The sequence below is a fragment of the Arthrobacter sp. 05T45 genome, assembly GCF_056395875.1.
The window spans coordinates 1-13,223 of sequence record NZ_JBFTKI010000040.1 but is presented as its reverse complement, the minus strand read 5'-3'; the positions used below and the strand labels follow the sequence as shown (position 1 = coordinate 13,223).

Annotated in this window: 10 protein-coding genes and 1 pseudogene; 4 read left to right on the top strand and 7 right to left on the bottom strand. The window is 62.9% G+C overall.

The window, feature by feature from the left end; all coding sequences use genetic code 11:
- Window positions 1–271 precede the first annotated feature (271 nt).
- Window positions 272–1,276, top strand: coding sequence for a homocysteine S-methyltransferase (gene mmuM, locus AC1DGD_RS21855; RefSeq protein WP_476858241.1), 1,005 nt, complete (start codon window positions 272–274; stop codon window positions 1,274–1,276).
- 938 nt (window positions 1,277–2,214) lie between these two features.
- Here the strand turns inward: mmuM and AC1DGD_RS21850 are convergent.
- From AC1DGD_RS21850 to AC1DGD_RS21835, 4 genes are all read right to left on the bottom strand, one after another.
- On the bottom strand, window positions 2,215–3,174 hold the full coding sequence (locus AC1DGD_RS21850; protein WP_476850805.1) for a carbohydrate kinase family protein: 960 nt from the start codon (window positions 3,172–3,174) through the stop codon (window positions 2,215–2,217).
- Window positions 3,175–3,295: 121 nt separating this feature from the next.
- Window positions 3,296–4,090, bottom strand: a complete 795-nt coding sequence (locus AC1DGD_RS21845; RefSeq protein WP_230011630.1) for an ATP-binding cassette domain-containing protein — start codon at window positions 4,088–4,090, stop codon at window positions 3,296–3,298.
- A complete protein-coding gene (locus AC1DGD_RS21840) occupies window positions 4,087–5,133 on the bottom strand; it encodes an ABC transporter permease (RefSeq protein ID WP_476858240.1) in 1,047 nt (348 codons plus the stop codon). The genes AC1DGD_RS21845 and AC1DGD_RS21840 overlap by 4 nt, the downstream gene beginning before the upstream one ends.
- Window positions 5,134–5,247: 114 nt before the next feature.
- Window positions 5,248–6,366 carry a substrate-binding domain-containing protein gene (locus tag AC1DGD_RS21835; protein ID WP_476858239.1) on the bottom strand — a complete coding sequence of 373 codons (1,119 nt, stop codon included), beginning with the start codon at window positions 6,364–6,366 and terminating at the stop codon, window positions 5,248–5,250.
- A gap of 164 nt (window positions 6,367–6,530) precedes the next feature.
- Between AC1DGD_RS21835 and AC1DGD_RS21830 the strand changes: the two genes are divergently transcribed.
- From AC1DGD_RS21830 to AC1DGD_RS21820, 3 genes are all read left to right on the top strand, one after another.
- Complete coding sequence (locus AC1DGD_RS21830; RefSeq protein WP_476850951.1) at window positions 6,531–7,529, top strand: LacI family DNA-binding transcriptional regulator; 999 nt, start codon at window positions 6,531–6,533, stop codon at window positions 7,527–7,529.
- 54 nt (window positions 7,530–7,583) lie between these two features.
- Window positions 7,584–7,877, top strand: coding sequence for a putative quinol monooxygenase (locus AC1DGD_RS21825; RefSeq protein WP_028275207.1), 294 nt, complete (start codon window positions 7,584–7,586; stop codon window positions 7,875–7,877).
- A gap of 286 nt (window positions 7,878–8,163) precedes the next feature.
- Complete coding sequence (locus AC1DGD_RS21820) at window positions 8,164–10,788, top strand: GH32 C-terminal domain-containing protein (protein ID WP_476858238.1); 2,625 nt, start codon at window positions 8,164–8,166, stop codon at window positions 10,786–10,788.
- 461 nt (window positions 10,789–11,249) lie between these two features.
- Here the strand turns inward: AC1DGD_RS21820 and AC1DGD_RS21815 are convergent, their stop codons facing one another.
- The 3 genes and pseudogenes from AC1DGD_RS21815 to aspA form a co-directional block, all read right to left on the bottom strand.
- Window positions 11,250–11,513, bottom strand: coding sequence for a winged helix-turn-helix domain-containing protein (locus tag AC1DGD_RS21815; protein ID WP_476858254.1), 264 nt, complete (start codon window positions 11,511–11,513; stop codon window positions 11,250–11,252).
- A gap of 99 nt (window positions 11,514–11,612) precedes the next feature.
- Window positions 11,613–12,914, bottom strand: coding sequence for a dicarboxylate/amino acid:cation symporter (locus AC1DGD_RS21810; RefSeq protein WP_476858237.1), 1,302 nt, complete (start codon window positions 12,912–12,914; stop codon window positions 11,613–11,615).
- Between the two features lie 150 nt (window positions 12,915–13,064).
- Window positions 13,065–13,223: pseudogene (gene aspA, locus AC1DGD_RS21805) on the bottom strand (aspartate ammonia-lyase); the annotation flags it as partial.

Here is a 13,223-nt window from a genome sequence, read left to right as displayed (position 1 = left end):
GAGAGTGATGTTCATTACAAGCATGAATATATGCTTATTACGCACAATTTTGAGAGGTGTTCGCGTTCACTCGGCACGTCCGCCAGACTTTGGGCGTGACTGAGCCGCGGAACACCGGTTGCTGCAAGCGGCTGCTGACCGTCATCTGCAAGCCCCGGGCTGCACTGCTCTTTTTGGCACTCCACGTTGTGCTACCTTGCATTGCCGGGCCACGAGGCGCCGCAACTGCCCCGCAGGAAAGAACAAACCGAAATGCTTGGAGCCCTGAACGATGCCCAGTACCATCCTTTCCCGCATGCTCGACGCCGGAGCGAACCTGACGGTGGACGGTGCGCTCGCCACCGAGCTTGAAGCGCACGGCTGCGATCTGGAAGACCCTTTGTGGTCGGCTAAAGTCCTTCTGGAGCAACCGGAACTGGTTAAGCGCGTACACCACGATTACTTCCGCGCCGGAGCCACTGTCGCCATCACGGCTAGCTATCAAGCCACACCCCTGGGATTCGCGCGCCGCGGCATCGGCGAGCAAGCGGCCTTGGAACGGGTGGCATTGAGTGTGCGCCTGGCCGACGAGGCACGCCGCGAGTACCTGGCGGAAAACCCGGATGCGGGCCCCCTGCTTGTTGCAGGATCGGTCGGGCCCTACGGCGCGTACCTTGCCGATGGATCGGAATACCGGGGCGACTATGTCCTCAGCCGAAACGAGTTTTTGGAGTTCCACCGGCCCCGAATCGCATCGCTGGTGGAGGCCGGAGCGGACTTTCTTGCCTGTGAGACGCTGCCTTCATTGCCGGAGGCCGAGGCCCTGTTGGCACTCATGAAAGAGTTCGACGTCGAAGCCTGGCTCTCCTTCACGCTACGGGATGGCGGCCACATCAGCGACGGTACGCCGCTGGCTCAGGCGGCAAAGCTCTTGACGGCAGAGCCGCTCGTGGCGGCTATCGGCGTGAACTGCGTGCCGCTGGAGCTGGTCTCCCCATCGCTGGAGGCCCTGGGCAGAGCCACTGATACGCCCCTGATCGCATATCCGAATTCGGGCGAAAGCTATGACGCAGTCACCAAAACGTGGGGGCCGGCCGCGGCGAGCCCGTCGGGCCCCGATAGTAAACAGCCCGCAAGCCTTGCGGAGGGAACGCCAATCTGGCGTGAACTTGGTGCCCGGCTCGTTGGCGGGTGCTGTCGAACGACTCCCCAGGATATTGCCGCCGTGACGGCGCTGTCAGAAAGTTACAAACCTGGATATCGACCGGTTGGTGCTGCTGGCGCAAGGAACTTCTGACGCGTCACGAACTTGGCCTCTACGCAGTTAACCTGAGTGGCGATGTCCCCTATTGAGTAACGATGTAACGGGATCTGTGCAGCAGCACCGATGCTTCTCCACACGGAGCACCGAAACCGCCATCCCAACTGTGTATTAACCCGCCATTCTCAGCCCACAGTCACAGATTCACACCTAGGGAAGTTCTCGCGGCGGGGGAGCGGACGGAACGTGTCGCGCTTCAGGACCGGCTTGCGGACACGTCTGACGGGCAGTTGCGCAGCGCCCGAGGCGCGCAAAGAAGGGCCGCGCCCCTGCGGTCTGGGATGTGGCTGGCGGCCGGAACGCTCTGAAACGGCGAATTTGCGGTGCGTGTACATTGTCCACACTTCCGCTTTCGGATCGAGTCGTATGTGGGTCGGATCGGGCCGGACCTCGCATGTTCCCGGGGGAGTCCAGTGTTTGTGCGGGACCGCGGCCTTCTTCCGTGGCCGTGCTGGTCCGTTGATCAGTCATACCCATCCATCCCTGGATTCGCGGTTTTCGACATGACTGCCAGAGCGTGCTCTACCACCACCCCGGCTCGTCTCTATTTCTCTGGCGTGTCGTCAGACAGTGGCATCGAGGGCGATGAGCGGCCGGGCGTGAGTGGTCGGAGGCGAGGGCGCCGGTCGCCGTCTTCGGAGATATCCGGCGTCGGACGTCCTGTGCTTTTTGATTCGTTCCGGTGCCGACCGGGTGTCTGCCTAGGGCCTCGGGGGAGCTGACCTGGTCGGACTGCCACACACGAAGTATCCGTTTTGCGTTTCGGTTGAGCTGCCTAAGCGGAACAGTTTGGCCGGCGGGGCATAAGCGAATCCGGAATCCCGGCGTCAGTAGAGGATTTTCCGGTCTGGGAGGCGGGCGAGGGTGGCGCTGAAGGAGCGGTATCCGGGACAACCGTCATTTGATTAGGTGGTTCAGGAACCCCCGTATTGGGCACCGGAATGGGCTTCGATTGCGATGTTGAGTTCTTCCAGGGTCGGGGGGTTTGCTCCCGGGCGCTGCACGGTGATGGCCGCGGCTGCAGCTGCGGTGTGTCCAAGCTGCTCCAAGACAGCTGGGGCGAAACCTTCGGTTCCTCGGGTGAGAAAACCCAGGATCAGGGCGGACATGTAGGAGTCCCCGGCGCCGATGGTGTCGGCAACTTTGGACTTCACGGCGGGAATGCTGATGTTAGCGGCGGGGGTGGTGAATTGTGAGCCGTCGGCGCCTTTGGTGATGACGGTAAGTCCGGCGCCCAGACCGAGGATGTGTGCTGCGGTTTCGTCCAGGCTTTTTTGGGGGTACAGCCAGTAGGCATCTTCGTCGCTGAGTTTGACGACGTCGGTTAGGGGCACGAGCTCTTCGAAGGTGGCCAAAGCTTCCCTGTGGCTGCCGAGCAGGGCTGGACGGATATTCGGGTCATAGGTGATCATGCAGTGTGTGCGGGCTTGTTCGAGCAGGGATTTCACGGCGCCGGCACCGGGATTAAGGAAAGTGGCGATGGATCCGGTGTGCAGGATTTTTGGGAAGTAGGCGGGGGCTGTCGGGGCAAGGTCCCAGGAGATGTCGAAGTCGTACTTAGCGGAGCCGTCGGGTCCAAGGGTTGCTGTGGCCGATGCCGTTTTGGTGAGGGATTTTGATCCGGGCAGAAGTATGACGCCTGCACTGCTGAGGTGGTTTTCGATGGAAATCCCACGCGCGTCCGGGGCGATGGCCGTGAGCAGACCTGTGGTGACGGCGAGGCGGCCAAGTCCGTAAGCGACGTTGGCCGGTGAGCCGCCGGGGTGCTCCACCGTGTCGTGCGACGTGGTGACCACGTCGATCAGCGCTTCGCCTATGACCATGACGTCGAGCGTCTGGTGAGCGTCGTTCCGGGCTGTTGTGAGGTAATCCATGGTCTGTCTCTCGTGGGATGGTGATGATGGGAACTCCCGGTATGGATCCGTCCGCGGACCTGGGGGAGGTCCGCGGACGGAGAAGGGAGCTCCGGTAGAGCGGGAGGTTACTAGCCGGCCATCAGGCGGTGGCTGCGCCGGTCATGATCGCCACTGCGTCGGTCATTGTGTGTGATTGCGGAGTGATGGTGGCAGCGCACTTGCCCAGGCGCTGGATGTGGATCCTGTCCGCTACGTCAAAGACGTGGGGCATGTTGTGGCTGATCAAGATGACCGGCAGGCCTCGGTCGCGAAGGTCCCGGACCAGCTGGAGGACCTGGTTCGATTCCCGGACGCCAAGTGCCGCCGTCGGTTCATCCAGCACAACGACCTTTGAGCCGAACGCTGCGGCGCGGGCCACGGCGACAGCCTGGCGCTGGCCGCCCGAGAGGTTCTCCACCGGCACTGTCACGTCCTGCAGGGTGGAGATGCCCAACCGGGTCAGCTCTTCCTTGGCCTTCCGGCGCATACCTTTGGTGTCAAGCATCCGGAAGACGCTCCCGAGGAGTCCCGCACGCCTTTCCTCCCGACCCAGGAACAAGTTCGAGGCGACGTCGAGGGCCGGTGAGACGGCGAGGTTCTGGTACACGGTTTCGATCCCGTGGACCCTGGCGTCCTGCGGCCGCTTGAAGTGCACGGGCTGTCCTGACATGAAGAGCTCGCCGGAGTCCGGGACTTCTGCTCCGGTGAGGCATTTGATCAGGGTTGACTTGCCTGCGCCGTTGTCGCCGATGATCGCGAGGACTTCGCCCGGGTAGAGGTCGAGACTGACCCCGTCCAGTCCCACGACACGGCCGAAAGTCTTGACGAGGTTCCGGGCCTGCAGGATGGGCTCGCGCGTGGCGACGTGGGGGGCTTCAAATTCTGTCGTGGTCATGACTTGACCTTTCGGATCCACTGATCGACGGACACAGCAACAATGATCAGGACGCCCACGGCGAGCGTCTGGTACAGCACGTCCAGCCCGGCGAGCGAGAGGCCGTTGCGGAAGACACCCACGATCAGCGCTCCAAGCAGTGAACCCCAGATGGAGCCGCGGCCGCCGAAGAGGCTGGTTCCGCCGATCACGACGGCGGTGATGGAGTCCAGGTTCAGGTCTACGCCGGCGTTGGGGCTGGCGGCGTTGGTGCGCCCGATCTGGATCCAGGCGCCGGCGGCCAGGACGGCGCCGGCGGCGAGGTAGACGCTCATGAGAACCCGGTTGACGGGGATGCCAGCCAGGCGGGCGGCTTCCTTGTCATCGCCCACGGCGTAGACATGCCGGCCCCAGGCCGTCTTGCCCAGGATGAAGGCGACCGCGACATAGAGCAGGAGCATCATGACGACGCCGGTGGAGATCCGCACGGGGCCGAGCGGGAAGGTGGTGCCGGTCCAGGTCAGCAGGGGAGGCATGGCCGAGCCGCGAACGGTCGCTCCGTTGGAGTAGAGCAGTGTCAGGGCGATGAAGATGTTCAGCGTGCCGAGGGTGACGATGAACGGCGGGAGCCGGAACCTGGTGACCAGGAATCCGTTGAGTGCTCCGGCGGCAAGTCCTACGACCAGGCCTGCGAGCAGGGCAACAGGTGCGGGCAGTCCGTTGTTGACGGCGAGCTGGGCCATGACCATGGAGGAGAGGATCATGACGGCGCCGACGGAGAGGTCGATGCCAGCGGTGAGGATGATGAGGGTCTGGGCGATGGCCAGGGTGCCGACGACGGAGACCTGCTGGGTAATCAGCGAGAGGTTTTCAACCCGCAGGAACCTGTCATTGAGGAGGCCGAACACCACCACCGCGATGAGAAGTACGATGGCGGGACTGAGGGCGGGGTAGCGGTGGAGGATATTGCGTATCCGGCTGAGCGGTGTCTGGCGGTCAAGGAATTCCTCTGCCAGGTCGGCATGCCCGGCGCTGGGCGGGCCGGCGGTCTGTTGCTGGGTCACGATTGGTCCTGATCTTCCGTGATGGTTGCTAGGGGAGGCCCTAGCTCGGGAGATGCGGGGCGGGGAGGCCGATAGCGGGCGCCGGGTCCCCGCCCCGCAGTGAAGCTGGGTGGGTTACTTTCCCCAGCAGATGTCGGAGGCTTGGGTGGTGGTGATGCTCTTCACGCCGTCGGCAGGCTTGTCTGTGACGAGCTCGACGCCGGTGTTGTAGAAGTCCAGCCCCGGTGAGTTGGCCGGCTTCTGGCCGGTCTTGGCGAGGTCAACGATGGCCTTGACGCCCAGTTCGGCCATCTTGACCGGGTACTGCTGGGCCGTGGCGCCGATGACGCCGGACTTGACGTTGTTCACGCCGGTGCAACCGCCGTCCACCGAGACGACCAGCACGTCCTTTTCCTTGCCGGCGGCCTTCAGTGCCTCGAAGGCACCCGCTGCCGCAGGTTCGTTGATGGTGTAGACGACGTTGATGTTCGGGTTCTTGGCCAGGAGGGTTTCCATGGCGGTGCGTCCGCCGTCTTCGGCGCCCTGGGAGGCCTGGCTACCGACGATCTCGTAGTCGCCGCCCTTGCCGCCGGTGTACTTGCCGGTCTTGGCTTCGTCGCCGTTCTTCTTTTTATCCGCGGTGTCGATACCGAGGCCGGTCAGGAAGCCCTGGTCCCGGTTGTAGTCAACCGAGACGACCTTGTCATCAAAGAGATCGACGAGGGCAATCGTCGCTTTTTTCCCGTCCAGCTGAGCTGCGGTCCATTTGCCGATCAGCTCCCCGGCGGCGAAGTTGTCAGTGGCGAACGTGATGTCGGCTGCGTCGGCGGGATCCGGCGGGGTGTCCAGAGCGATGACGAAGAGCCCGGCGTCCTTGGCCTTTTTCAGGGCGTCCACTACGGAGGGGCCGTTGGGGGTGATCAGGATGCCCTTGTCACCCTTGGAGATCGCGTTCTCAATGGCCTGGATCTGGGTGTCCTCGTCGCCGTCAGCCTTGCCCGCAGCGAGCTTAAGGTCCACGCCGCCGGCCTCGGCCGCCTTCTTCGCCCCGTCCTCCATGGCGACGAAGAACGGGTTGGTCGTCGTCTTCACGATCAGGGAGACACCGACCTTGTCCCCTGACGAGCTACCGGTTGATGAGATGGACGGGGAACTGCCACCACAGGCAGAAAGACTGAGCGCTCCCAGAGTCAGCACTGCTCCTGCAGCGAACAGGCGGGTGGCCGTTGAACGGGGTGCTTTGGAACTCAACATTGAATCTCCTGGTGTTTGAGGCCCTCACTGGCCTCGACAACGATGTCATGTACGATGTAATCAGCATCACACCGGAGAGTCAATAGATGCAATGAGAAGGAGCGATTTTTTTGACAACGATGTCCAATCGTGGCCAGCCGGCCCTTTCCGCCAGCCGCCCGACGATGCGCCATGTGGCTGCACTTGCCGGCGTAGGAATTAAGACCGTCTCGCGGGTGATCAATGACGAACCTGGCGTATCGGAAGCCACCCGCGACAAGGTGCTCAGCGCTTCCCGGCAACTTAACTACCAACTGGACATGGCGGCCGGCAGCCTGCGCCGCGCGGGCAGAAGGACGCTCTCGGTCGGGCTGTTGCTGCCGAGTGTTTCCAACCCGTTCAGCGGCGAGATCAACCGGGCAATAGAAGATGCTCTTGGGGCCAGGGGAATCGCGGTCTTTGCGGCGAGCCTGGACGATGACCCCCAGCGGGAGCAGGACATCGTGGCGGCATTTCTTGGGCGGCGTGTCGACGGGCTCATCCTCACGCCCATCGCCAGGAGCCAGGCGTATGTGATCCCGGAGCATTCCCGTGACCTGCCTTTGGTCTTCATCGACCGTGAACCGGTAGGAGTGGAAGCAGACGCCGTCGTGACCGACAACGCCGCAGGCTCCGCGAGGGCAGCCGCTCACCTGATCAGCCGCGGCCACACCAGGCTCGCCTATTTGGGGGACCGCACAGACATCCAGACCGCCCGGGAACGCCGGCGGGGGTTCATTGAGGAGATCGGCCGGCAGGGAATTCCCACCTCCACGATTCCCGTCCGTGAAAACCTGCACGATGAGGAATCGGCCAGATTGGCCACGTTGGAACTTCTCACCGCTGCCGAACCACCGACGGCGATCTTCTCCAGCCAGAACCTCATCACGTTCGGCGCCATGCGCGCTCTCGGAGAGCTCGGGCTGAGCAAACGCGTGGCCTTGATAGGGTTCGATGACTTCACGCTTGCCGACATGATGGATCCCGGCGTGACAGTCATCGCCCAGCACCCCGAGCGGATCGGGAAGCTGGCAGCAGAGCGGCTCCTGGCCAGGATCGATGGCGACCAGCAGCCCCCGCATACCTATGTTGTCCCTTCTGAGCTCATACAACGAGGTTCCGGTGAGCTGCGCCCTCCGGCCTGACAGGGGTGGCCTCCTGAACTATATTTCGAACCCATCGACCTGAAAGGGATCATGATGACCAAGACCCTGTATGCCGAGTTCACCGTCAAGCCCGGCAGCGAAGCCCGCGTTGCTGAAATGATGCTCGAACTGACCCGGCATGTGCGCCGTGAACCGGGCAACGAGCTGTTCCTTCCCTGCACCCGGGAAGAGAACCCCCGGGAGTACTTTGTCTTTGAGGTCTACCGCGATGAAGCCGCGTTCCAGGAACACATCGGCGCCGATTACGGCGCCAGATTCAACGAGGAACTGGCCCGCCATATCGAAGGCGACGCCTCGGAACTGACCTGGCTTCTGCCGCTGGAATAGCCCTCAGCCAAATCCAGCCGATCCACGGTCGGCGGGAGCTGCTGCGTCCAGGACCCGCGGAGACGGCTGAACGGAGCCGCCTGCCGGAAATAACCCTTCCAGCCCTGCCGCTGGGAGGGAATTTTCTGCTGCCCGCCCATCGCTTCGCCCGGCTCAGCCGCGCGGCGGGCGGCCTCATTCCCGCGCCGCCAAAACCGTTGACTTGTCTGACGGACATCACTTAGTGTCCTTCGCACTGACAACGTTGTCTACCGACGACGCGCGCAACGAAGGGCGAATCAAACGAATGAAGAACACGACCACCCGCAGGACGCATGCCGTTTCTGCACTGACGCTCGCGGGACTGACGCTGGCCGCGGCACTGGCAGGTTCCCTGCCGGCGTCGGCCGCGACGGGCCCCGGGGACGAACCCTACCGGCCGGCCATTCACTACACGCCGGCAAAGAACTGGATGAACGACCCCAACGGGCTCGTCTTCTACAAGGGCGTCTACCACATGTACTACCAGCACAACCCCTCCGGTAACACCTGGGGGAACATGTCCTGGGGCCACGCCACATCGAAGGACCTTGTTCACTGGCAGGAGCAGCCGCTGGCGATCTCCACCGATGCAGAGCAGGACATCTTCTCCGGCAGCGTCGTCGTGGACAAGAACAACACGACCGGTTTCGGTACGAAAGAGAACCCACCGCTGATCGCGATCTTCACCAGCGCCTACAAGGACGCCTCGCCCCACCGCGGCCTGCAGGCGCAGTCCCTGGCCTACAGCCTCGATGACGGCCAGACCTGGACCAAGTACTCCGGCAATCCTGTACTGAACCGAAACTCCGCCAACTTCCGTGACCCTAAGGTCTCCTGGTACAACAAACCCGGCGGCGGAGGCTACTGGCTCATGACCGCGGTCGAAGCCCAGGATCACAAGGTCGTCCTCTACAAGTCCGCCAATCTCAAGGACTGGACCGCCCTGAGTGAATTCGGACCAGCCAATGCCACCGGCGGGCAGTGGGAATGCCCCGACCTGTTTCCCCTCGCCGTGGACGGCGACCCGAAGAACGTTAAATGGGTCATGGTCGTCAACATCAACCCCGGAGGCGTGGCCGGCGGCTCCGCTGGCCAGTACTTCGTGGGCAACTTCGACGGCACCACCTTCACCTCCGAAACCACCAAACCCGTGGCCACGCCCCCTCCCGGGACGGTCCTGGCCGGATTCAACGACGGAACTTACAACGGCTGGACCGTCAACAACGAGCCAGGAAACTGGAAGAACGGCCCATTCGGCAGCACTCCGGCAAACGGAGCCCTTCCCGGCCAGAGCCCCGTGACCGGCTTTGACGGCAGTGGCCTGATCAACTCCTTCAACGACGGCGACTGGCCGCTCGGGTCCATGCAGTCACCTAACTTCACCGTGACCGACGACTACCTGAACTTCCTCGTGGGCGGTGGCAAGCACCCCCGCGTCTCCGACAAGCTGGACAACACCCCGCCCGAAGGGGAGCTCAAGTTTGACGGCTTCGAGGTTCCCGCCGGGACATCGCTGGCCGACACCGGCTGGACCGGGACCGGCGACCTCACCCCCAACTTCCAGCCCTCCACCAGCGGCGGGGACTTCTACCTCGGGGCCAAACGGATCAACACCTTCGAGACCGGCACCGCACCGGGCGATGACCGGCAGGGCACCCTGACATCACCGGAATTCCCCATCACCAAGAATTTCATGAGCATGCTGGTCGGCGGCGGCAACCGCTCCGCGGACTCCGGACAGATCCTGGCCGCCCAGTTGCTCGTCAACGGCAAGGTGGTCCGCTCCCTCGCAGGAGACAATTCCGGAATCCTGAACTGGAAAGGCTGGGATGTCGCCGAGTTCGCGGGACAGAATGCACAGTTGCGTGTAGTTGACCAGGCCACCGGCGGGTGGGGACACCTGACCCTTGACCACGTCATGCTGACTGACGGCCCGGCCGTTCCCCGGTCTGACGAGGAATCGGTAAACCTCGTGGTCAACGGACAAGTGGTCCGCACGGCCACCGGAAACGACAGTGAAAAGCTCGACTGGGCATCATGGAATGTCAAAGAATTCGTTGGCCAACAAGCACATATCAAAGTGGTCGACAATAACCGATTCGGTTGGGGCCACATTCTCGCGGACGACTTCATGCTCTCCTCGAAACCGGCACAGTCGGCCCTGGAGACCTATGACTGGCTGGACTACGGACGCGACTACTACGCCTCCGTGTCCTTCGGCAACATGCCCGATAACAAGCGGGTCATGCTCGGCTGGATGAACAACTGGGACTACGCCAATGACATCCCCACCAGCCCCTGGCGCAGCGCCATGGCACTTCCCCGCGAAGTCAACCTGACCACGACTTCTGACGGCCCTCGCCTCACCCAAAGCGCTGTCAAGCAAGTGGAACAGTTGGGCGGGAAAGTCTCCTATCAGGATAAGAAGGGCGGACCGATTCCCGCCGGGACACACCAGTTGCCGGCTTCAGCATCGGGCCAGATCCAACGAGTCGACATCACCTTCGCGCCGGGCACGGCCAAGAAATCCGGCATCACCGTGCTGGGCGATGGAGCCGCATCCACCGTCATCGGCTACGACGCCACGACCGGGAAGCTCTTCGTTGACCGCACTAACTCCGGCAACACCGCGTTCCACCCGTCCTTCGCTTCCATAGAGGACGCCCCCGTCACCCTGGACAAGAAGGGCTACGTCACCCTTCGGGTCTACCTCGACCGCTCCTCAGTAGAGGTCTTCGCCCAGGACGGTCTGCGGACCATCACCGACCAGGTATTCCCCAACGCCGGAGCCGACAAGATGGCCCTCTTTGCAGAAGGCGGTACCGCCCAACTCAAATCACTCACCGTGACACCGCTTGAAAAGGCAATGTTCCTGGCTGAAAAGAAGTGACCCCACCCGCCGCCTGACGGGCTCCCCAAGGAGCTGGAACTGAAGGGATTGCGCCCGGTATTGCACCGGGCACAATCCCTTCAGCTCGTCCATACCCCGGCGGCCGAAACATAAAGGGAATGCCCCAGAGCAGCGCGCTCATTTGGAGGAGTTCACACACGACGGGGTTGGTGAGTGCCATGGCGAGCAGGAGCAGTGCCGGGACGGAGCGACGCTTGGTGTGCTGCTGTCCGGCTTGGCGGTATATAGCGTCAACCAGTTCTTGGTGCTGCGGGTTTCGGGTCGTTGGGAAGGTGCCAGTCTTCGCCGGGGGCGTCCGGGTGTTCGCCCAGGACGTGGCGCCCGCCCAAACTGCGAGGTTGGTTGGGGGCGAGGACATGAGATTCCGGCCGTAAGGACACGGCGGACGACGGCGGGAGGTCCCGCCGTCGTCCGCAAGAGTTGCAGTCAGCGCTGTCCGGCTAGGAGGCGGGCTCCGTCTTTCCAGGGGCGAGACCGTAGAAGGGCGTGAAACGACTCCTGGCACCGGGCGAAATGTTGGAACGGACGATCGAAGCGCTCTCCAGCGCTGCCAGATGATATCTGACTGCGCCGCGCGAGGACGCGATGCCGTCGCTGATGTCAGCTACTTTGCTTGCCCCATGGCTTGCCAGGTAGTCGATGATTTTTGATCTGATCGGAGTGTTTCTCGCTCTTTTCGTCCGCTGAATGCGGTGCACGTCCATCGGGCTCTGGAGGTCAAAGTGAGCGGTCATTGGCCATGGCCTTTCATCCGGTGTGAGGGTAGGTTCGCAGGTTTGAAAATTTGGCCGAGCGGGATCCGGTCAGTGCATCGGAACACGCTCAAACTCCCTGCTGTCTTCAGTGACCTGCGCATCCTGGGAGGCTTCCGGGCGTGACGCTTCGAGGAGGGACGTGGACTTGTCGTGGTTCCGGCCGATGACCGCGGTGGCGATGGCATTTCCCAGGATGTTGGTGGCGGTGCGTCCCATGTCCAGGAGTTGGTCGATCACCAGCAGGACACCAATTCCGGCGGCCGGGATGCCGAAGGCAGGGACCACGGCGGCTACGACGACGAGTGACCCGCGTGGAACGCCGGCCATGCCCTTGCTGCTGAGCAGGAGCATTGCGGTCATCGCGATCTGCTGGCCAAGGTCCATGTCGATGCCGTAGGCGTTGATCAGGAAGACCGACGCGAAGGTCATGTACATCATGGAACCGTCCACGTTGAACGAGTAACCCAGGGGCAGCACGAAACCGGTGGTGCGCTTCTCGATGCCGAACTTGGTCAGGCCTTCAATGAGCTTGGGCAGGGCGGCTTCACTGCTGGAGGTGGCGAACGCGATGACCATGGGTTCGCGCACTATCCGTACCAGTCGGAAGGCGGCCCGTCCGAGGAAGGCGACGGCGACGCCGACCATGATGACCCACAGGGCCGAGAGAGACACATAGAACCCGCCGATGAACGACGCGTAGGTGGCAAACGCATCGAGACCTTGGGAGGTGAAGGCCGCTGCGATGCCGGCGAAAACGCCGACGGGTGCCGCCAGCATCACATACCCGGTGACCTTCAGCATGACGCCCATCAGTTCGTCGATGGCATCGGCTATGGAGGAGCGGCCCTTCTTCCGGAGGTTCAGCAGGGCGATGCCGAAGAGGGCGCCGAATACGAGGATCTGAAGGGGGTTGTTTTCGGTCAGTGCGGCGAAGACGCTCGTGGGGATGATGTGGGTGATGAACGCCTGGTAATCGAGGGGCTTCGTTTCCATCCCCGCGTCGCCTCCCGGCATCAGGTGGAGCCCGTCACCGACGTTGAGTACATGGGCCGTGATGAAGCCGAACGCGCCCACCAGGACGGAGGCGGTCAGGAACCAGATCATTGAGCGGCCAAAGAGCTTGCCCACCCCGGCGGATTTGGCTGCTCCTGCGATGCCGGAGACGAGGGTGGCGAAGATCAGCGGGGCAATGATCATTTTGATGAGGTTCAGGAACATGTGCGTCACGGTGTCGAGGACCGCCACGACGGATTCGCGTGTGTCCACCGGCAGCAGCCAGTGGAAGAGCAGACCGCTGAGGATTCCGAACAGGAGCGCTGCCAGGATCCACATCGTTGATTTGTTTTTCATAGTCAGTCCTTGGGTAGAGGCCGGGCTGGTGGCCCGGTGCTGGAACGGTCCTCGTCATCGAGTTCCGTTTTCTCTGTAGTCGGTCGGGATTTTGGGCACGACGGCGTGCCCCTTGCTCCCTGGTCGGGCGGGGTCGTCGGTCTGCGGAGGCTATTGGGTGAGGTTGGCCAGGCGGTGCGGGCTGAGGAGTTCGGTGAGCTGCTCGTCGGTGAGCAGGCCGTGTTCGAGGACTAGTTCCGCGACGCCCTTGCCGGTGGCGAGGGCTTCCTGGGCGATGGCCGTGGCTGTGGCGTAGCCCAGTTGCGGGTT